The following is a 21,934-nucleotide window of genomic DNA, read 5'->3' as shown; positions in this document are numbered from 1 at the left end:
TACGAAACGAAAATGGAACAAATACTCATGAAGATTGGCATAAATACAGAATTACTAAACCAAGAACAAATACATACAAGAGAACAAACATTAGATATTTTGGGTATATCCCCAAAAACATTATGGAAATATGAAAATCAAAACCTCATCAAGGGAACTAGGTTTAAATCTAAAAAATACTATACTTCCAATGATATAATTGAGTTTGTTAAATCACAATTCAATCTACCAGAAAAGAATACATGGGAAACAATGTGGGAATAAAATCAATCTTTCAATATGATTTTTTTCAGTGGATCAGATTTGATTTTAAATTCTTCTTCATTAATTACAGTCAAATCCAATAGTTCCTTTAATTCTTTTAATTTTATTTTTGCTTCATCTTTTGAAATACCTTTATGTTTATTAACCTCCTTACTTCCAGAAACAACAATTTCTACCCCTAGAGAATTTTTAAAAGTCCCACCTTTTTCAGAAAAATCTCTAAAATAAGAAATTGGTTGAGACTTGGTTATGAAACTCGTTTTTAATTGTAGAGATTTTAACTCTTTGATTGTTCTCTTTAGTTTTTCACCACTTAATTTTGGTAATGAAATTAATAATTTTTCATATTTCTTATCATTAATTTTTTCGTTCTTTTTTCTTTGTTTTTCAACTTTTAATAAGTCATTCACTTTTTTATTTTGTTCATACAAATGTGTTCCTGGTGTATTTACTTCCTTGTTAACCTTTTCAAGATACCTATTGGCAGTATTTTCTTTTATACCATCAAATACATTTCCAACAAAATTTGATAAAAAATTTGTTCCGTGTGATTTTTTTTTTTTCATTTTTAAAAATATTTTATTCAAATATAATACTTTTTAATTAGAATTAAATAGTTAAATAATACGGAATATATCAAAATCGTATATTTATATATATTGATAGATAATTCAATTAATAATAGATATAACTAATCTATAACCAATTACCAATATATCACCAGAACTCATAATAGTTTGGATTTAGAAGAGGATGTTAATTTTATTTAAGCATCCTTTTTTTATTGTAAAAAAACCTATTATGTTAGTTTTTAGAGTGTTATATTTGTATCATCGGTTCGGTAATAACTGAATATCCCTACAAAAGGGATAATATTTATCCCTACAATAGGGATAACATAAAATAAATAATGTTGTAACTAATTTATAATTAATACATTAAAAATATAAAATACATCGGTTTGGTTCCCGTCCAGACCGCAAAAAGCATCTCATTTATGAGATGCTTTTTTTGTTTTAGTATGTTACCCCAACCAACCTTCTCTGTCTAAACTTCTATATTGTATGGCTTCTGCAATATGGTCTGGAGAAATATCGTTTTCATTAGCTAAATCTGCTATAGTTCTTGCTACTTTTAAAATTCTGTCATAAGCTCTTGCAGAAAGATTTAATTTTTCCATGGCTGTTTTTAAAAGCGTTTTACTTTCTTTAGATAATTTACAAAATCCTCTAATTTGTTTTACGCTCATTTGTGCGTTATAATGCATGTTTTCTAATGTTTTAAATCGTTCTGATTGTATTTCTCTTGCAGCTGTAACTCTTTTTCTAATTTCTACAGAAGATTCTCCTCTTCTTTCTTCAGAAAGTTTATCAAATGGTACTGGTGTAACTTCTATGTGAATATCAATTCTATCTAACAACGGGCCAGATATTTTACTTAAATAACGCTGCATTTCTTGTGGAGTAGAAGTCATTGGGCTATTTGGGTCATTAAAAAATCCAGAAGGACTTGGATTCATACTAGCTACCAACATAAAACTACATGGATAAGTTACTGTAAATTTTGCTCTAGAAATGGTAACATCTCTATCTTCTAATGGTTGACGCATTACTTCTAAAACATCTCTTTTAAATTCTGGTAATTCATCTAAAAACAAAACACCATTGTGAGAAAGTGATATTTCTCCTGGTTTTGGATATTGGCCTCCACCTACAAGCGCAACATTTGAAATTGTGTGATGTGGGCTTCTAAAAGGTCTTTGGTATAGTAAACCTTCGTTTTTAGTTTTACCAACCACAGAATGTATTTTTGTAGTTTCTAAAGCTTCATGCAAAGTCATTGGTGGTAATATAGAAGGCAATCGTTTTGCCAGCATTGTTTTTCCAGATCCTGGAGGTCCAATTAAAATAATATTATGACCACCAGCTGCTGCAATTTCCATACATCGTTTTATAGATTCTTGGCCTTTTACATCAGAAAAATCAAATTCTGGGAAATCGATATTTTTGTAAAACTCTGCTCTTGTATCAACAATGGTAGGCGCAATCTTTTTATCACCATTAAAATGATTAATAACTTCTAAGATATTATCTACTCCTAAAACTTCTAAATTGTCTACAATAGCAGCTTCTTTGGCATTTTCTTTAGGTAAAATTAAATGCTTAAATCCTTCTTCTCTCGCCTTTATGGCAATAGGCAAAGCGCCTCTTATAGGTTGTAAACTTCCGTCTAAAGAAAGTTCTCCCATAATTACATAATCATCAATATGGGTAGATTTTATTTGGTTGGAGGCCGAAAGAATTCCTACAGCCAAGGTTAAATCGTAAGAGGCACCTTCCTTTCTGATATCTGCAGGAGCCATATTAATAATAATTTTTTTACCCGGAAGTTTATAGTTGTTGTTATTGAGCGCTGCAGAAATACGGTACGAACTTTCACTAACCGCTTTGTCTGGTAAACCGACTAAGTGGTAACCAATTCCTTTGTCAATATTTACTTCAACAGTAATTGTAGTAGCTTCTATACCAAAAACGGCAGAACCATAGACTTTAACAAGCATATTTTTTTTTCTAAAGATAAAAAAATAATTGGGAATCTAAATTTCTCCGTAAATCACTAAAAAAACAAAAAAAGACAGATTACCTCTAAGTTTAGAGATCATCTGTCTTTGAAATTATTTAGATTATTAAAGTAAAACTAACTTTTAAGCAGAATTTCTACTCGCGTTAATATTACCAAATAAAGAACGCATTACCATTTTTTCGTAGGTTTCTATTTTTTCTTGATTTCCATCTATCTTTTGCAAATCTTGAATTTGTTTTAAAGCAAACTGTTGTATTGTTAATAAAGGCAATACAATTTGTTCTCTAATTTCTATTGATGCTTTTCCAATAGGGAAGTTTTCCATCAATTCTTTATGACCAGTAAGCTTTAAAAGTAATCTCTTTGTAGTTTTATATTCTTTATAAATTAATTTCCAGAAATCTCCAAAAACAGGGTCTTCTGCCATATATGCTGTTAAACCAAAGAAAGATTTAGTTAAACTCATCATACTGTTTTCTAACAATGTTTTAAAGAAATCTGAAGCATTGTAAAAGTCTACAATTTCATCAAAACGCCCTGCATCTTCGTATTTTTTTAATGCTGTTCCTACTCCAAAAAAACCGGGTACATTTTGTTTTAATTGACTCCAACTACCCACAAATGGGATGGCTCTTAATGCAGAAAAATCTAGTGTATCAGAAGAAGCACGTTTGCTTGGTCTACTTCCAATATTTGTTTTAGCATAATATTTTAACGTACTCATTTGTTCTAAATACGGTAAAAATTGCGGATGATTTTTAAAATCTACATAGGTTTGGTAACTGGTAGAGGCCATATCTTCTATCAACTCTCTATGTTTATCATTAAGTTGGTCTTTGGTAAAAACTTCATTTTTTATACCAGAACTAACTAGTTGTTCTAAATTGTATTGAGATGAGGTTTGGGTACCAAAATTAGAACTTATGGTTTGTCCTTGTATGGTTAATTGTATTTCTTTATCCTCAATAGTTGGTCCTAAAGAAGCATAAAACTGATGCGTTTTACCACCACCTCTTGCTGGTGGTCCTCCACGTCCGTCAAAGAAAATTACCTCAATGTCAAACTCTCTAGAAACCTTTGTTAAAGCTTCTTTGGCTTTAAAAATCCCCCAGTTAGCCATTAGGTAACCACCATCTTTGGTTCCATCAGAAAAACCAAGCATTATGGTTTGTTTATTTTTTCTTTTTTCTAGGTGATACCTGTAACTTCTATTAGAATACAGCGTTCTCATTACATCTTCTGCATTTCTTAAATCTTCTACAGTCTCAAAAAGAGGAATTACATCTACAGGTAATTCGTTTTCGAAACCACATAAATTTAACATGGCAAAAGTTTGCATTACGTTTAATGCAGTTTGGTTATTACTAATAATATAACGATTTGCACCACGTTCTCCATTTCTTTTCTGAATCTCTTTAAGGGCATACATAGATTCAATCGTTTTTACAGAAATATCGTCTGTAAGTATTTTTGGGTCTATGTTTCCTTTTACAACTGCCAAAATTTTAATTTGTTCAGCTTCAGATAAATGTTCAAAATTTTCAGGAAAAGTAGTATCGCCAATGGCTTGTAAATCTTTTACAATTTGGGTAAAGGCTTTATGATGCACTCTACTATCTTGTCTGATATCTAATGTAGCAAAATGGAAACCAAATATTCTAACTTTATTTATAAAATCATCTAACTCTTCTAAAAATAAAGATTGATGTTTAGTTTCTATAATTTTTCTAGCATTTGCTAGTTCTTCTAATAATATTTTTTGAGAAAAGTTAACCTTAGTATAGCTTCTAACAACGTGCTTATAAAGACGCTTTTCTATTCTTGCAAAAATTTCTTGAACACCATCAAACGTAAAACGTCTTTTTAGTTTTCTAACATCTCTGTAGTAATTTCTTAAGATAGTTTGTCTTAATCTTTCAGCAACATTTAATGTAATTTCTGTAGTTACAAATGGGTTTCCATCTCTATCTCCACCTGGCCAAAAACCAAGATCTATAATTTCGTTATCAATAGGGTTTCCATCATATATATTACTTTGAATATAATTGTAAATTTTTGGTACAGAGTGATAAAATACATGTTCTAAATACCAAATTAAGCTTACAGCTTCATCAAAAGGAGATGGTTTTTCTTTTTTATAAAATGGTGTTTTACCTAATTGTGCTAATAATCTTTTTATAAGAATTAAATCATCATTTTGTATCGCTTTATCTAAATCTGTAATAATACCTAAAACGGAACCTGGATAAAATTGTGTTGGGTGTGCAGTTAATACAATACGCACCTTAAACTCTTCTAAATAAGCTTTTAATTCTTCTTTTTTATTTCTAATAATAGAAATTTCTTTAGAGTTCCTAAGGGTACCAATACCATCCATATTATTTACTTCAGAAAAAGCAGCATCTTCTATAGCATCAAAAAGAACTACTTGACGTTCTATATACTGTATAAAATGGAAAAGCATGTCTGTTTTCTCTTTCTCTGTAGGGTTTTCTAAGTATTTTGTGAAGAAAGAATTTATAATTTCTGTTGGATTTTTTCCTTCTTCGAAACCTTTTTTACATAATTCATGAAACAGCGGTAACAATACACCTGTATTGCTTATAGAATCGAAAGGTAGCGTTGTAAATACACTGTTGTAAATTTGGTATTTAGACAATACGTTTTCGTTAAAACGAGATAATTTTGGTAGTCCAGACATACATATAAAATTTTATGTAGTAAAGCTACAAAAAAGCCTTGTTACAGAACTTAGTTTTTTGCTAATAATTAACCTATTATTTACGAAAACGATATAAATGTTGAGTGATTTTTATAAAAATCTAAAAAAGTGTCTGTGTTACTTTTATTAGAAACTTTTATTGTTTAATATAACACAAAATCATCCGATAGAAAAAATTACTGTGAGGAATTTTTTAATAAGTTCCTTTATTTTTTAAAATTTTCTAAGCCTTTTTGTAACCAATTTTTATACGTTTCTGTATCTGTGTATTGTTGTGGTGTGTTTAAAATTTCTAACTCTGAATTCATTAAAACATAATAAGGTTGTGAGGCGTTTTTAAAGTTTACAATTTGAAATGTAGCCCACTTATCACCAAAGGTTTTTATTTTTTTTATTTGTCCATTTGCTTTCTTAAAATCGAATTGCGCAGCCTTTGGTAATTCTTTTTCATTATCATCTACGTATAAAGAAATAAGAATATAATCATTTTGCAAAATATTATATACTGTTGGGTTGCTCCAAACATTTTCTTCCATTTTTCTGCAATTTACGCAAGCCCAACCTGTAAAATCTAATAAAATAGGTTTGTTGCTTAATTTGGCGGCTTGTAAACCTTTATCAAAATCTTTATAACAATTTAAGCCTAAAGGACACTCTGATTCTTGTTGATAAATACTATAAAATTGAGGTGGAGGAAAGCCACTTAATGCATTTAAATTCCAAGTAGGTGTTTTAAACGTACCAGGAACTAAATAAATAACAAAAGCAATTACTAAAACACCAAAAGAAACTCTAGAAAACGATAATTTTTTTATTGGTGAATCGTGTGGAAATTTTATTTTGCCTAAAATATATAAAGCCAATCCTAAGAAAATAACAATCCAAATACCAATAAAAATTTCTCTTTTTAAAATTTCCCAATGCCCAACTAAATCTGAGTTTGATAAAAACTTAAAAGCAAAAGCCAATTCTAAAAAGCCCAAAACTACTTTGGTGGTGTTAAGCCAGCCACCAGATTTTGGTAACGATTTTAACAGGTTAGGAAACAAGGCAAATAAAGCAAAAGGTAAAGCGAGTGCTACACCAAAACCGGTCATACCCGCAGAAAGCTGGCTTGCAGGATTGCCAACAGTACTTAAAGAACCTGCTAAAAGAGATCCTAAAATTGGTCCTGTACAAGAAAAAGAAATGATGGCTAAAGTTAATGCCATAAAAAAGGTTCCTACAATTCCGCCAACACTAGAGGCAGAATCCATTTTATTGCCCCAAGAACTTGGTAATGTAATTTCGTAGTAGCCAAAAAATGAAAAAGCAAAAAATACTAGAATGGCAAAAAAGAAAATATTTAACCAAATATTGGTAGAAATGGTATTTAAAATATTAGGATCTAAGCCATCAATTAAATGAAAAGGCACGCTTAATAAAATATAAATTACTACAATAAATACCCCATACAAAATAGCGTTAAAAATACCTTTTCTTTTGTTTTTACTTTGTTTTGTAAAAAAAGAAACCGTTAAAGGAATCATAGGAAATACACATGGTGTTAATAAAGCTAACAACCCACCCACAAAACCTAATAAAAAGATACTAATTAAAGAGCTATCCGTTTCTGAATTGTTTGTATTCTGCTTTAATAAGGATGTGTTTTTTAAATCTAATTTTAAATTTTTAGTTAATTGTTTACTCTTATCATCTAAAACAACAATTTCTTTTTCAAGTTTTTTTCCTGATAAAGAAAATGTAAATAATTCTTCTATTTGTATACAAGCTTCTTTACAAACTTGCCCATAAACTTGTAATGAAACAGTGGATAGACTTGTATCTGTAATTTTTATTTTTTGAGTTAAGATAGCAACATCACTAAAGAAAATTTCTTCTTTTTCCCATACCTCAGAATATTCTTTATGGGTTTTACTTTCTATAGCTTTACCAACCAATTCGTAACCAGTTTTACCTTCTGGAATTAAAATTTCTAAAGGTTGAGAGGCTCCATCTGGATTGTATTGAGAATACAAATGCCAATCTTGTAAAAGGTTTGCTGTGAAAACAATATTGTATTCAGTATTAGAAATTTTATTGATAGTACTTTGCCAAACAGCAGGACTTTCTTCGGTTTGCGAAAAACTTATAAGTGTAAAAAGTAAAATAAAAAGAGAAAAAATTTTCTTCATAATTTGCTATGCATTAAAGGTTTAAACTATTTAAAGTTTCTACTAATTTTTTGTTTGATGGTCTTGGTGCATTGGCGCTAATAATTTTACCTTCTGCATCTAACAAAATAAAACGCGGAATTCCCTTAATCATATAATCTTGTACAAATTGGGATTTCCAAGCATTTTCTGCTAATAATTGGATTCCACCCAACTCTCTATCTACAATCATTTTTTTCCACTTATCATAAGCATCTTCTGTGTCAATAGAAACACTTACAAATTTTATGTTTTTATTATGAAATTCTTTTTCTACTTTCTTTAAAGATGGTATTTCTGCAATACAAGGACCACACCAAGTTGCCCAAACATCTATATAAACATAGCTTCCTTTTAAATCTTCTAAAGACATTTTACCACCTGCATTGTTTTCGTAGTCTGTAAATTTTGGAGAAGGACTTCCCTTTGCCAAAGATTTTAGTTTCTTATAATCTGCAGCAATTTTTGTGTTATTTTCTTCATCTGTAGAGTTTTTAGAAAATAATTTGTAATATTCTTCTAAATTATCTGTGTAGGTAATGCCATATCTAGCATCATCATACAATAATTTGTTTTTTATTTTTTGATTATTTAATTCTGATACCACTTTTAAATAGGTAATATCTCTAGAGATTGTTGAGTCTTGTTTAACCAAAACACTTGTTTTATCTCTTAATTTAGAACTTACAATATCTCTATAAAATTTAGAGTTTAAAAAATCTTTTTCATTTTCTAAGTCCAAACCTTTTAAATCATCAAGAAAATTTTCTGATGGTTCAAAAGCTCTATTTTTTGAATAGTAACCATGGTAAGTTTTATAATTGTTCAGCGTAGCTAAATATTCATAATTTATACTGTTTTTCTCCATATTAGAAAAATCTTCTGAAATGCCATCTGTTTTAAAAAGTAAATCTTCTTCTGCCGTTTTTATTTTTAAAATATGTTCTTTAAACGCAGCTTCATCTTTTAAAAACATTTCTTTTTGATCTCCCATTAACTCTTTAGAAAGTTTTCCTTTTGCAAGTAAATAGTTGTTAATAGCACTTAGGCTTCCTGTAATTTGTAGAGTAGAATCTTTTTTAGTGGCATTATAGCTAATATTTGATTTACTGCCATTTGGCGCATAAAGTTCAATTAAATTATTGTCTTGCCTTAAAACAAAAAAATTGCTATCCATTTTTAAAGTATCTACAAAAGTACCATCTTCGGCTAAAGAAATATCAACTTTTTTACTTGTATCATATTGGCTAAATAGGGTTAGTTTTTTTGTTTTTACATTTTCTATTTTACCAGAAATAATTGCATAGTTTATCGGTTTTTCTTGCTGGCAAGAAATCATTGCTACGATTGCTACCAAAAGGCATATTTTTTTCATAAATTAGTAATGTTGATTCATTTTTGGAAGGTACAAAATCTTACTTGTTTAGCATAATTTTTAAACTAGTCTCCGGGCTTTTGCTTAAAAAACGATTGTCTTGTCTTTTGTTGATAACCCAAATAATGTCGTTATTATTGTTGCAAAGCAACCAAATTTGTTGTTTTTCTATGAGTGATAATTTTTCGTCCTTAAAATATTTACTTAATTTCTTTTTCCCTTCCATTCCAGAAGGGTAAAAATAATCGCCATTTTGCCACTTTCTTACAATTAAAGGGAATTTTAGTTTTGTTTTATCAACAAAAATGCTGTTTTTAGTATCTGTTGATTTTTCAATATTTTTCTCAAAAATCATGTGAATGGGTTTTAAAATTTCAGATTGATTTTCTTCAATTTTAAATATTGATTTTGATATAAACGAAAAATCTCTTTCAGATAAAATCAATTTACTTCTGTCTTTTAATAAAACATGAGTTTTAGAAAAAATTTGTTTACCAGATTGTGCAGCAAGTAAATGGTACACATCATTCCACTCTGTAAAATTGTAGTGTTTTAAAAGTTGATACAAATAAGCTTTTGGGTTAGATAACTTTTGGATTTTTGAAACATCTAAATGTAAAATCCCATTTTTTTTGCTAATAATTTCTTTAGAAACCTCAGTAATTTTATCTTCAACAATTTGTTGACTTTCTTTTAGGTTTTCTAATGTTTTAGAAAAACTGTCTAATAAATAAGGGTTTATTTCCTTTAAAACTGGCGCAATTTTATGTCTAATTTTATTGCGAACATATTTGGTAGCAGCATTGCTTTTGTCTTCTCTCCAAGAAATTTTATTTTTTTTCGCAAATGCGATGATTTCTTCTCTAGAAAAAGGTAATAGCGGGCGTACAATATTTTCGTTCACTACAGGTATTCCTGTAAAACCATCTAAACCAGAGCCTCTTGTTAAGTTAATTAAAAAGGTTTCTAAATTATCATCTGCATGATGTGCTGTTAATACAAAATCAAACAGGTCTTTATTAATTAATTCTTGAAACCATTGATAACGCAACTCTCTTGCTGCTAATTGTATAGAACCAATGGGTTCTATAGTAAAATGAATGGTTCGTGTTTTTAGTTTTAGTTTTTCACCTAAATCAATTACAAATTTTTCGTCTAAATCGCTCTCTTCTTCACGTAAGTGAAAGTTACAATGTGCTAAAGAAATATTGAAATTTAAACGAGTTAAAAGGTGTGTTAATACTACAGAATCTACGCCGCCAGAAATGGCAATTAATAGTTTTTTATCCTTTAAAAAAGGAAGATTTTTAGCAATATGATTTTTAAGTTTTTCTTGCATCTGTTGCTCAAAAGTACTGAATAATTTAGAAATTATTATAGTTTGTATTTAGCAAGATTTCATAGGTTTTTAAAACCTGTGAGGTCTATTTTTGACTTTTCTTATTTAACCAAATTCTTATTTCTTTTCTTAAAGACATTTCTGGTTTTGCTAAAGGAATTGTTTTACCAAATTGTTTACTTCTGTTAAATTTAGAAAACGCAATTCTTAGTTGTTTCCATTCAGTTGGATATATTTTTAAAAAAGCATTAAACATATTTTGCTCATTGGGTTTTTCTTCTAAACTTTCTAAAGTTTTTTGGAATAGCTCTTCTTTGTTGGGTATCATAGAATTTATTTAGAGTTTGACAACACATGTTTCATAGCTTTTGCTTTTAACAAACACTCTTCATATTCTTTTTCTGCTGATGATTTTATGGTAATAGCACTTCCCACAGAATAAGAAATATACTTTTCTTCTTCGTTATATAAAATGCTTCTTATTACAACATTAAAATCGAAATCTCCCTTTGGAGTAAAATAACCAATTGTACCAGAATACAAGCCACGTTTGGTTTCTTCTAGGTTTTCTATAATATTCATGGCAGAAACTTTGGGTGCACCTGTCATACTTCCCATTGGAAACGTACTTTTAATAATTTCTACAGGATGTATGTTTTCTTCCACTTGAGAAACTACTGTAGATATCATTTGATGCACTTGTTTAAAAGGATACACTTTGCACAATTCTTCTACTTTTACAGTTCCCATTTTTGCAGTTTTAGACAAATCATTTCTTACCAAATCTACAATCATTACATTTTCTGCACGCTCTTTTTCGTCTTTTTGTAAATCTGATGCAATTTTCTCATCATCAACTTTACTAATTAACCTTTTTGCAGTGCCTTTTATAGGTTGAGAAATTACTTTGGTTCCTTCTTTTTTAATATATCTTTCAGGTGATGAGCACAATGCGTATTGATGCTCCAATTTTAGAAAACAAGCAAATGGAGGTGCCGCAATATTATTAAGTTGTTGATAAGTTTCTACAGGATTTATAGTGGCGTTTTCAGCATAAAACTCCTGACAAAAATTAGCTTCATAAATATCTCCTTTTTGTATGTGGTCTAATATTTCATGTATCTTTTTATGGTATTGATCCTTATGAATTCTAAGTTTTATTTTGATATCTGAGTTTTCGATATTATCTTGTTGAACACAGTTGAAATCAAGATTTTTAATTTCTTCAAAATCAGTTTCAATCTCATTATCAACCATATTCAAATACTTAAATTCTATGTTATTACCACGAATAAAAATTAGTTTTTGAGGTTGAAAAAAATACAAGTCTGCAAAGTCTAAACCGTCAAAATTTTTAGATGAAATTTGCTCTATATCATTTTTTACATCATAAGAAATGTAGCCAAAAATATAGTCATTGGTCATGCTTTGGTATTCCTTTAATTTATCAAAAGCATTGTCATAGTCGGTTTTTATTGCGGTAAATTCTTCTACTGCTAAAGCAGCATCAAAGTTGCTGTATTGTTGGTGATAATTATTAGCATCTAGCCAAAGAGCAGTATCAAATTGTTGAGACCAAATTAATAAATATTCTTTAAAATCAGCAATATTATCAACAGAAAAAGTACGGTTAGTTCTTTGCATAGTAATGGGTAAAAATACAAATCTTATTGGTTACAAAACAATATTTTTAAAGTAGATTAAAATGTTTTTCCGAGTGTGAATTGAATAGGAACTGCAACTCCAGAATTTTGCGGAAAAATATTTCCATTAGAATAATGTATAATTCTAAGTTCTGCATTGTAACTTCTTTTTTTCCAAAGAAAATACCTAATCCTATGGTGTCTTGAAACGTTGTTTTTGGCCCAGTATTTAAATTATCTAGATTTTTTTAGTAAGTAATGTAGGCCCAATTATAGCGTAATTTGCGTAAATATTAAAACCAATTTTTCTAGAAAAATAATTTTTAGAAAAAGTGTCTGTTTTGTAGCCATCAATTAAATTATCATTTGTAAAAGGTTAAAAAATACCCCCAAAGTTTACGGTGTAATAAAAATTTTCTAAAAATTTAGAGGCTTGTGTTTTAGGGCTTTTATGTTCTTGACATTGAAGTAAAGTATAAAAGAATAAAAGAAAAAAATAGATAGGAATTTTTTCATTTTCTAAATGTAAGAAACTTTATCAAAACAAAAAGCAACCAAAAAATGGTTGCTTTTAAAATAGTTATAAAAATGCGTTTTAGGCATTTAAAGGTTTGCCATCCCAAGCAGCTTTTGCAGCTTCTTTTACAGCCTCAGAATAGGTTGGATGTCCATGACAAATTCTTGCCAAATCTTCTGCAGAGGCTCTATATTCCATAGCTACAGCAGCTTCCATAATTAAATCTGCAACTCTAGCACCTACCATATGAACTCCTAAAATTTCGTCTGTATTTTTATCTGCTAAAACTTTTACAAAACCATCAATATCTCCACTTGCACGAGATCTACCCAAAGCTCTCATCGAAAATTTACCAGATTTGTAGTCAATTTTTGACTCTTTTAATTCGTCTTCAGTTTTACCAACTGCAGCAACTTCTGGCCAAGTGTAAACAATGCCAGGAATTAAGTTATAATCTATATGTGGCTTTTCACCAGCTAAATATTCTGCAACAACAACGCCTTCTTCTTCAGCTTTGTGTGCTAACATTGCACCTTTAACAACATCGCCAATGGCGTAAATATTAGAAACGTTGGTTTGTAAATGATTGTTTACAGAAACCTGACCACGTTCATTAACTTCTACACCTACTTTTTCTAAACCTAAACCTTCGGTATATGCTTTTCTACCAACAGCAACTAAACAATAATCTCCCGTAAAAGTTACTTCTTCTCCTTTTTTATTGTTTGCTTTTACAATTATTTCGTCACCTTTTCTTTCTACAGCTGTAACACCGTGGCTTACGTTGAATTTAATACCTTGTTTCTTTAACACTTTTTGTAATTCCTTTGAAACATCAGCATCCATAGTTGGTGTAATTTTTGGAGCATACTCTACCACAGTTACATTTGCACCTAGGCGTTTGTACACAGAGCCTAACTCTAGGCCAATTACACCACCACCAATAACAATTAAATGTTTTGGTACTTCTGGTAATTTTAAAGCTTCTGTTGATGTAATAATACGTTCTTTATCAATTTCGATAAATGGTAAAGTTGCTGGTTTAGAGCCTGTTGCGATAATAATATTAGTACCTTCTATTATTTCAGATGAACCATCATTTTTAGTGATTTTTACATGCGTTTTATCTTCAAAAGAACCCAAACCTTCAAAAACATCGATGTTATTTTTGTCCATCAAATATTTGATTCCTCCTGTTGTAGTTTCTACAACTTTGGCTTTTCTTTCTACCATTTTACCAAAATCAAAACTTGGTTTTTCTACAGAAATACCATGTTCTTCAAAATGATGAATAGCATCGTAATAATGATGCGAAGAGTCTAATAATGCTTTAGATGGAATGCAACCAACATTTAAACAGGTTCCACCAAGAGTGGCGTATTTTTCTATAATTGCTACTTTTTTACCTAATTGTGATGCTCTAACAGCAGAAATATATCCACCAGGTCCTGAGCCAATTACAATAATATCGTATTTCATGAGTACTTTTTTTTGCGTATTCTGTAACCTTTTGGTTCGTTTTTTAATAATAGTTGACAAAAATACGGATATTTTCACAGAATAAAGTAAGAATTTAGTAGTTTTACAGTATAAATTATCCTTAAAATTTACCAATGAAAATTATAAAAAAAATACTCGTTTTTCTTTTAGTTGTTTTACTGATAGCTCAATTTTTTGGTCCAGAAAAAAATGATGGAGATATTGCTACTGTAAACACATTTTTAGTGGAAACAAATCCGCCAGCAGATGTAAAAAAAATATTAGAAACTACTTGTTTTGATTGCCATTCTGCAAAAACAAGATATCCTTGGTATGATAAAATTACTCCTATAAATTATTGGTTAGATGAGCATGTAAAAGATGGAAAAAAACATTTAAACTTTTCTACATGGAGTGAGTATTCTTTAAAAAGAAAAGAACATAAAATGGACGAGTTATATGAAGAAGTTGAAAAAGGAGAAATGCCTTTAAATTCTTATACTTGGACACACTCTGAAGCAAATTTAACAGAAAAGCAAATTGCAGCTGTTGTAGCTTGGGGTAAAAAAGTACAAGCAGATTACAAGCAACAAATGTCTGTTAAATAGGTGCAAAAACAAACTGTTTTAATTATTGGTACAGTTTGGGTAGAGCCCAATTCTTCTGCAGCAGGAAAACGAATGTTGCAGTTAATTCATCAATTTTTAAAAAGAGCTGATAAGATAATTTTTGCAGCTACTTCTTTAAAAAGTGAAAAAGCAATAGACTTAACTTCTTTGGGAGTTAAAGAGGTTACCATACAATTGAATCATACTTCTTTTGATGACTTTATAAAAGAATTGCAACCTAATATTGTGTTGTTTGATAGGTTTATGACCGAAGAACAATTTGGTTGGCGAGTTGCAGAATACTGTCCCAAAGCACTTAGAATTTTAGATACAGAAGATTTACATTGTTTGCGAAAAACAAGAGAGTTTTGTGTAAAGAATAAAATTAATTTTACTAAAGATGAGTTGTTGAAACAAGATATTACCAAAAGAGAAATCGCGTCTATTTTACGATGCGATTTGTCTTTAATAATTTCGACTTTCGAAATGGATTTATTAAAAAATCTCTTTAAAATTGATGAAGCTATTGTAATGTATTTACCCTTTTTGTTTGATGAGATTAGCAAACATCAACAAGAAAAATGGAAAAACTTTGGTGATAGACAGCACTTTATATTTATAGGAAACTTTTTTCATAAACCCAATGTAAATGCTGTTTTAACCTTAAAAAAAGAAGTTTGGTTTCGTATTAAAAAACAAATTCCTAATGCAGAGTTACACATTTATGGTGCTTATATAAATCAACAAATACAAGATTTGCACAACCAAAAAGAAGGCTTTTTAATTAAAGGATTTGCAAAAGATGCAAACCAAGTAGTAAAAAATGCAAAAGTAGTTTTAGCGCCTTTAAATTTTGGAGCAGGTATTAAAGGTAAATTAACAGAAGCAATGCTTTGTGGTACACCAAGTGTTACTACAAAAATAGGTGCAGAAGGGATGCATAACAATCTACCTTGGAATGGCTTTATAGAGGACAATTTTACAGAATTTTCAAACAAAGCAGTTCAGCTATATACAGATAAAAATATCTGGGAAACTTCTCAAAAAAACGGAATTGATATTATAAATACCATTTACGGTAAAGAAAAACATGGGAAACTATTTTTTGATAAAATTGATACAATTCAACAAAACTTAGAAACACATAGAATTTGTAATTTTATGGGGTCTGTTTTACAACATCAAACTTTGCAAGCAACCAAATACATGAGTAAATGGATTGAAGAAAAGAATAAATAATTTACAGACACATTTATCAGAACCAAACGGCCTGTAAAACTGCTTACTGAGAATTGCCAACGGGCTATAATCTAAAGGTAAAGAATTTGCTGAGCATAAAGAAATAGCAAGAGAATTTTAAATAAACAAATGATTTACAACAACTTATATTATTAAAGAAAAAGCAATCTTGAAAAACAGAGTTGTATAAATCAGAACATTTTTTCAAAGAAAACAGAATTAAACAAGAGAAATTATTTTGTTACTAATAATCCTGCTCTTTTTAAAAGTGCATCTGGCTTAGGCTCTTTTCCTCTAAATTGTTTATATAAATCCATCGGGTTAATGGTGCCTCCTTTAGATAAAACTGTTTCTTTAAATTTTGTAGCAACTTCTTTGCTAAAAATTCCTTTTTCTAAGAAAAACTCAAAAGCATCTGCATCTAACACTTCTGCCCACTTGTAAGAGTAGTATCCAGAAGAATATCCTCCTTGAAAAATATGAGAAAATGAAGTACTCATGCAATTTTCTGCAACATCAGGATATAATTTTGTGTTGGCAAAAGCATCAATTTCAAACTCTTTTACAGAGTTGATTTCAGATGGGTTTTCACTATGCCATTTCATGTCTAATAAGCCAAAACTTAATTGGCGTAAGGTTTGCATTCCTTCATGAAAACTTGCAGATTCTTTAATTTTTGTAATGTATTTCATAGGAATTACTTCTCCAGTCTCGTAATGTTTAGCAAACAACTCTAAAGCCTCTTTTTCGTAACACCAATTTTCTAAAATCTGACTTGGTAATTCTACAAAATCCCAAGAAACAGAGGTACCAGATAAACTATTATAAGTTGTATTTGCTAATATGCCATGTAATGCATGCCCAAACTCGTGAAACAAAGTAGTTACCTCGTTAAAAGTTAGTAATGATGGTTTGGTTGGTGTAGTTTTTGTAAAATTACACACGATAGAAACATGAGGTCTTTCGTTTACACCATTTTTAATTTGTTGCGATTTATAAGATGTCATCCACGCTCCATTGCGTTTTCCTTTTCTTGGGTGAAAATCTGCATAGAAAATAGCAATAAAAATCCCTTGGGTATCTGTTACCTTGTAAGTTTTAACATCTTTATGATATTTATCGATATTAAAAACTTCTTCAAATTGTAAATCGTACAAACGATTTGCAATTTCAAAAACACCATCAATTACATTTTCTAATTTAAAGTAAGGTTTTAATATTTCTTGGTCTAAATCAAAAATTTCTTTTTTTAATTTTTCTGAATAATAAGCACCATCCCATTTTTGCAGTTGGTCGATTCCGTCTAATTTTTTAGCGTATTTTTCTAAATTTTCGAATTCTTTTTTTGCAGCAGGTTTTGCTTTTTCAAGCAGCTCGTTAGAAAAGGAAATTACTTTTTCTGGGTTTTCTGCCATTCTTTCTTCTAAAACAAAATGTGCATGGGTTTTATAGCCCAATAAATTGGCTCTTTTATGACGTAGTTTTACAATTTTTAAAACAATTTTTTCATTGTTGTTTTTGTTGTTTTGGAATGCTTTTTTTCCTGCAGCAATTACTATTTTTTTACGCAATTCTCTATTATCTGCATAGGTCATAAAAGGGATGTAACTTGGGTAATCTAAAGTAAAAATCCAACCTTCTTTCCCTTTTTCAGAGGCTAATTGCTTTGCCGCTTCTTTAGCAGACTCTGGTAACCCAGAAACATCATTTTCATTCGTTAAGTGCAACTCAAAAGCATTGGTTTCTGCCAACACATTTTCGCCAAACTGTAAAGACAATTTAGAAAGTTTTGAATCTATTTCTCTTAAAGTATTTTTGTCAGCATCTTTTAAGTTAGCACCATTTCTAGCAAAACCTTTGTATTGTTTTTCTAATAGCATGGTTTGTTCTGCATTTAAATCTAAATTTTTTAGGTTATCAAAAACAGTTTTTACTTTTTTAAAAAGCCCCTCGTTTAAAGTAATGTCATTTTTAAAATCACTTAACCAAGGTGAAACTTCTTGTGCTATTTTCTGAATTTGATCATTGGTTTCTGCTGCGTTTAAATTGAAAAAAATATTTGTAATTCGGTTTAGTTTTTCGCCAGCAAAGTCTAAAGCTACAGTTGTGTTTTTAAATGTTGGTTTATCTGTATTGTTTACAATTTCATCAATTTCTGCTTTAGCAATGTTGATGGCTTTTTTAATAGCAGGTTTGTAATGTTTTTCTTCAATTTTAGAGAAAGGCGCTGTATTAAAATCTTGTAAAAGTGGATTCATGTGTTGTTTTAAGTTTAAAATTTAATCATCAAAATTTATTTTTTGAATCGTAAATCTTTGATAATTAATATAAAAATAGGATGCCACAAATTAACAAATATACATTTGAGAACTTGTGGCATAAAAATAAGAAATAAGTAGTTGAATTTATTGTTTTTGAAAGCTATTTTTTGACTCTTTCAGAGGCTTTTTCTACCTTTAATTTTAAACCTTCTTTGTAAGCAATAATTTTATCTAACACGCATTTGTCTGAAGCTCCAATAATTTGTGCAGCTAAAATACCTGCATTTTTAGCGCCATCTAAAGCAACAGTTGCTACGGGTACACCACCAGGCATTTGCAAAATAGACAATACAGAATCCCAACCATCTATAGAATTTCTGCTTTTTACAGGTACACCAATAATAGGCAAAGGACTCATACTTGCCACCATTCCTGGTAAATGCGCAGCACCACCCGCGCCTGCAATAATTACTGTAATACCTCTTTTATGGGCATTTTTAGAGTAGTCTACTAATTTTTCTGGAGTTCTGTGTGCAGATACAATATCTACTTCTATCTGAATATCAAAACTCTCTAAAATGTCTATTGCCTCTTGCATTATTGGAAGATCAGAATCGCTTCCCATTATAATTCCTACCATTTTTCGTTTATTTTGTAGTTATCAATTTTATTGATAATTATTATCTAACAATTGTTTATTGTTTACTAATTACTTTAATTGTTTCTTTTACCTTTTGTGCAATCTCTCTGGCTTTGTCAATATCTTTATTTACAATGGTTACATGCCCCATTTTTCTAAAAGGACGTGTTTCTTTTTTTCCGTATATATGGGGTGTAACACCTTCAATTTTTAAAATATCTTCAATTTTTTCGTAAACAACATCACCAGAAAAACCTTCTTCACCCACTAAATTCACCATAATTCCTGCTACTTTACTTTCTGTATTTCCTAAAGGTAGGTTTAAAATACTACGTAAATGTTGTTCAAATTGATTGGTATAGCTAGCTTCAATAGAATAGTGACCAGAGTTATGTGGTCTTGGTGCGACTTCGTTTACTAAAATATCATCTTTTTTAGTTTGAAACATTTCTACAGCTAATAAACCAACAAAATCTAACTTGCTAACTACTTTTAAAGCAATTTCTCTTGCTTTTTCTGCCACTTTAAAGTCTATTCTTGCAGGGCAAATTACATATTCTACTTGGTTTGCTTCTGGATGAAACTCCATTTCTACAACAGGATAGGTGTTTGTTTCTCCATCAGCATTTCTAGCTACAATTACAGCCAATTCATTTTTAAACGGAATTAACTTTTCTGTAATACACTCAACATTTGGTAGGCTTTCTAAATCTTCAATATTTCTAACAATTTTAACACCATTTCCATCATAACCAAAACGTGCAGCTTTCCATACAAAAGGAAAATCGATGATATTGTTTTCGTAAGAATGCTTTAACTCTTCTAAATAAGCGTAGTGAGAAAAATCTGCTGTAGGTATTTGGTTGTCTATATAAAAATTTTTCTGCCTTGCTTTGCTTTGTATAACTCGTAAATCTTTTGGTTTAGGATAAATGGTTAGCCCTTCTTCTTCTAACTTATCTAAAGCATCTAAATTTACATTTTCTATTTCTATAGTTAATACATCTACAGTTTTACCAAAATTGTAAACAGCATCAAAATCTAATAAATTACCAACCACAAATTTGTTACAAATTTCTGCACAAGGTGCATTTGTACTGCTATCTAAAATGGTTGTGTAAATATCTAGTTTTTGCGTTTCTGCAAGCAGCATTCTACCTAATTGACCACCACCAAGAATGCCTAATTTAAAATCTGAAGAAAAATAGTTTTTCACGATAAATATGTGTTGTGTTTCCACAAAAATACATAACTCTAACTAACTATTCTATAAAATTAATTTGTTATTTGTATAGCGTTGTTACCAACAGGTGTAACATTGTACATTAACATACTACAACCTTCTTCTCCTATAACTCTGCCACCTTCTAAATAATTGTATTTTTTTTCATGACAAGGACAAGTTATTGTTGGTAAATTAGAAATATCTAAAGGAGAATTACAAGTTCTAAGAGGACATTCTAAATCAAAAGCAATATAATTAGAAGATGAGTTTCTAATGATGTGAATTAATCTTCCATTTATGGTATTGGTAGTGCTACCACCATTTACAATTAGGTCTTGATAAACAGGAAGCCTAAATTCTATAACTTCAGATACAAAAACACCTCTAAAACAATCGTTTATGGTAGTATTATCTTCGCAAGAAAAAAGCGATAAAAACAACAAGCAAATAAGTGCTTTTTTAATCATAATTGGTTTCCTTTCTTTTAAAACGATGGCAAGTTACAAATATTTTGTACATTTGTTATAATCTCATTCCTGTGAAGGCAATGAGATTTTTAAATTTAAATCCCTAGTAAGTAGTGGTTTAGAAAAATATAAAAATTACCTTATAATTTATTTAAGGTAAAAAAGAATTAAAATCAAAAAATTATGAGTGATATATCATATTATTCTCCAGAAGGTTTAAAAAAACTGAAAGATGAGTTAGTTCAATTAGAGCAAGTAGAAAGACCTAGAGTTACACAAGAAATTGCAGATGCAAGAGATAAAGGAGATTTAAGTGAAAATGCAGAGTATCATGCTGCAAAAGAAGAGCAGTCTCATTTAGAAACAAAAATTGCAAAACTAAAAAATGTAATAGCAAATGCACGTATTTTAGATGAAAGTCAACTAGACACCTCTAAAATATTAATCCACTCTAATGTAGTTATAAAAAATACTGCAAACGGTATGGAGCTTAAATATAGATTGGTAGCAGATTCTGAAACCGATGTAAGAAACGGAAAATTGTCTGTAAACTCGCCAATTGGAAAAGGTTTATTAGGTAAAAAAGTAGGTGAAATTGCAGAAATTAAAGTGCCTAGTGGCATTATGAAATTTGAAATTGTAGAGATTTCTAGGTAATTTTTTTAAGAAGCTATTTCCTGCTTTCCATTATATCTTTTTATACTGAAACGAGTTCAGCATAAAAAGGATGCCATTTCAATCAGGGCTAAACTAGTTTGTAAATTATAGTCTTTATTCAAACGAAGAGCATTTTAAAATTATAAATTTGAATTCTTTCTTATATTTACTAAAAAACCAACGATGAGTATTTTTTCAAAGATTATTAGCGGAGAATTGCCAAGCTATAAAGTAGCAGAAAATAACGATTTTTTTGCTTTTTTAGACATCAATCCCAATGCAAAAGGCCACACTTTAGTGGTGCCCAAAAAAGAAGAAAATAAAATTTTCGATTTGTCTAGAAACGAATATGCTAGCTTAATGGACTTTTCTTACAGCGTAGCAAAAGCCTTAGAAAAAACAATTGATTGTAAAAGAATTGGCATGTCTGTAATTGGTTTAGAAGTACCACATGTGCATGTACATTTAATTCCTTTAAATAGTATAGAAGATGCGCAATTTACTAAAAAAGTATCTTTAACAAATAATGAATTTGTTGATTTGGCCAATGATATTGCTGCAAATTTTGAGTAAGTTGAAACGTTGACAATTCAAATACTATTAACCTGAGTTCGATTAATATTTAGATAGATTTTATTAGTAAAGAAGATAGATTTTTAGTAAATTAAGGCTCTGAATATCAATTTATTAATCTAAAAATCTATCTATGATAATCTACTCTAA

The 21,934-nt window shown here is 29.7% G+C and carries 18 protein-coding genes; 5 read left to right on the top strand and 13 right to left on the bottom strand.

The features are described 5' to 3' along the window. Positions 1–27 precede the first annotated feature (27 nt). On the top strand, positions 28–264 hold the full coding sequence (locus AC2D6T_RS07665) for a hypothetical protein (RefSeq protein ID WP_484681078.1): 237 nt from the start codon (positions 28–30) through the stop codon (positions 262–264). 2 nt (positions 265–266) lie between these two features. Here the strand turns inward: AC2D6T_RS07665 and AC2D6T_RS07660 are convergent, their stop codons facing one another. The 9 genes from AC2D6T_RS07660 to lpdA form a co-directional block, all read right to left on the bottom strand. Next, positions 267–830, bottom strand: a complete 564-nt coding sequence (locus AC2D6T_RS07660) for a hypothetical protein (RefSeq protein WP_484681077.1) — start codon at positions 828–830, stop codon at positions 267–269. Between the two features lie 458 nt (positions 831–1,288). After that, positions 1,289–2,824, bottom strand: a complete 1,536-nt coding sequence (locus AC2D6T_RS07655; protein ID WP_484681076.1) for a YifB family Mg chelatase-like AAA ATPase — start codon at positions 2,822–2,824, stop codon at positions 1,289–1,291. A 144-nt stretch (positions 2,825–2,968) separates the two neighbouring features. Continuing rightward, positions 2,969–5,548: a phosphoenolpyruvate carboxylase gene (locus tag AC2D6T_RS07650; protein ID WP_484681075.1), complete on the bottom strand. Its 2,580-nt coding sequence runs from the start codon at positions 5,546–5,548 to the stop codon at positions 2,969–2,971. A gap of 227 nt (positions 5,549–5,775) precedes the next feature. After that, positions 5,776–7,743: a protein-disulfide reductase DsbD family protein gene (locus AC2D6T_RS07645; RefSeq protein WP_484681074.1), complete on the bottom strand. Its 1,968-nt coding sequence runs from the start codon at positions 7,741–7,743 to the stop codon at positions 5,776–5,778. Between the two features lie 13 nt (positions 7,744–7,756). Then, positions 7,757–9,136: a TlpA family protein disulfide reductase gene (locus AC2D6T_RS07640; protein WP_484681073.1), complete on the bottom strand. Its 1,380-nt coding sequence runs from the start codon at positions 9,134–9,136 to the stop codon at positions 7,757–7,759. Positions 9,137–9,176: 40 nt separating this feature from the next. Continuing rightward, on the bottom strand, positions 9,177–10,475 hold the full coding sequence (tilS, locus tag AC2D6T_RS07635; RefSeq protein ID WP_484681072.1) for a tRNA lysidine(34) synthetase TilS: 1,299 nt from the start codon (positions 10,473–10,475) through the stop codon (positions 9,177–9,179). A gap of 85 nt (positions 10,476–10,560) precedes the next feature. Continuing rightward, positions 10,561–10,803, bottom strand: coding sequence for a hypothetical protein (locus AC2D6T_RS07630; RefSeq protein ID WP_484681071.1), 243 nt, complete (start codon positions 10,801–10,803; stop codon positions 10,561–10,563). 5 nt (positions 10,804–10,808) lie between these two features. Next, positions 10,809–12,119: an anthranilate synthase component I family protein gene (locus AC2D6T_RS07625; protein ID WP_484681070.1), complete on the bottom strand. Its 1,311-nt coding sequence runs from the start codon at positions 12,117–12,119 to the stop codon at positions 10,809–10,811. A gap of 594 nt (positions 12,120–12,713) precedes the next feature. Further along, positions 12,714–14,114 carry a dihydrolipoyl dehydrogenase gene (gene lpdA / locus AC2D6T_RS07620; RefSeq protein WP_484681069.1) on the bottom strand — a complete coding sequence of 467 codons (1,401 nt, stop codon included), beginning with the start codon at positions 14,112–14,114 and terminating at the stop codon, positions 12,714–12,716. A gap of 134 nt (positions 14,115–14,248) precedes the next feature. On the opposite strand from lpdA, the gene AC2D6T_RS07615 reads away from it, so the two are divergent. Both AC2D6T_RS07615 and AC2D6T_RS07610 read left to right on the top strand, forming a co-directional pair. Next, a complete protein-coding gene (locus AC2D6T_RS07615; RefSeq protein ID WP_484681068.1) occupies positions 14,249–14,722 on the top strand; it encodes a heme-binding domain-containing protein in 474 nt (157 codons plus the stop codon). Continuing rightward, positions 14,723–15,961 carry a glycosyltransferase gene (locus AC2D6T_RS07610; RefSeq protein ID WP_484681067.1) on the top strand — a complete coding sequence of 413 codons (1,239 nt, stop codon included), beginning with the start codon at positions 14,723–14,725 and terminating at the stop codon, positions 15,959–15,961. A 233-nt stretch (positions 15,962–16,194) separates the two neighbouring features. Here AC2D6T_RS07610 and AC2D6T_RS07605 read toward each other — a convergent pair whose 3' ends face one another. From AC2D6T_RS07605 to AC2D6T_RS07590, 4 genes are all read right to left on the bottom strand, one after another. Continuing rightward, a complete protein-coding gene (locus AC2D6T_RS07605) occupies positions 16,195–18,219 on the bottom strand; it encodes a M3 family metallopeptidase (RefSeq protein ID WP_484681066.1) in 2,025 nt (674 codons plus the stop codon). Between the two features lie 163 nt (positions 18,220–18,382). Then, the gene (gene purE, locus AC2D6T_RS07600) at positions 18,383–18,862 is read right to left on the bottom strand and encodes a 5-(carboxyamino)imidazole ribonucleotide mutase (protein WP_438989244.1); all 480 of its coding nucleotides are present in this window, start codon (positions 18,860–18,862) and stop codon (positions 18,383–18,385) included. Between the two features lie 55 nt (positions 18,863–18,917). Beyond that, complete coding sequence (locus AC2D6T_RS07595) at positions 18,918–20,078, bottom strand: 5-(carboxyamino)imidazole ribonucleotide synthase (RefSeq protein WP_484681065.1); 1,161 nt, start codon at positions 20,076–20,078, stop codon at positions 18,918–18,920. A gap of 59 nt (positions 20,079–20,137) precedes the next feature. After that, positions 20,138–20,554 carry a Rieske 2Fe-2S domain-containing protein gene (locus tag AC2D6T_RS07590; protein ID WP_484681064.1) on the bottom strand — a complete coding sequence of 139 codons (417 nt, stop codon included), beginning with the start codon at positions 20,552–20,554 and terminating at the stop codon, positions 20,138–20,140. Positions 20,555–20,737: 183 nt separating this feature from the next. Between AC2D6T_RS07590 and greA the strand changes: the two genes are divergently transcribed. Continuing rightward, positions 20,738–21,211: a transcription elongation factor GreA gene (gene greA, locus AC2D6T_RS07585; protein WP_298947128.1), complete on the top strand. Its 474-nt coding sequence runs from the start codon at positions 20,738–20,740 to the stop codon at positions 21,209–21,211. Between the two features lie 183 nt (positions 21,212–21,394). Continuing rightward, positions 21,395–21,784: an HIT family protein gene (locus tag AC2D6T_RS07580; RefSeq protein WP_438989241.1), complete on the top strand. Its 390-nt coding sequence runs from the start codon at positions 21,395–21,397 to the stop codon at positions 21,782–21,784. Positions 21,785–21,934 lie beyond the last annotated feature (150 nt).

Source organism: Polaribacter sp. YIW18 (assembly GCF_057219325.1).
This window is presented reverse-complemented; position numbering and strand designations above follow the sequence as displayed.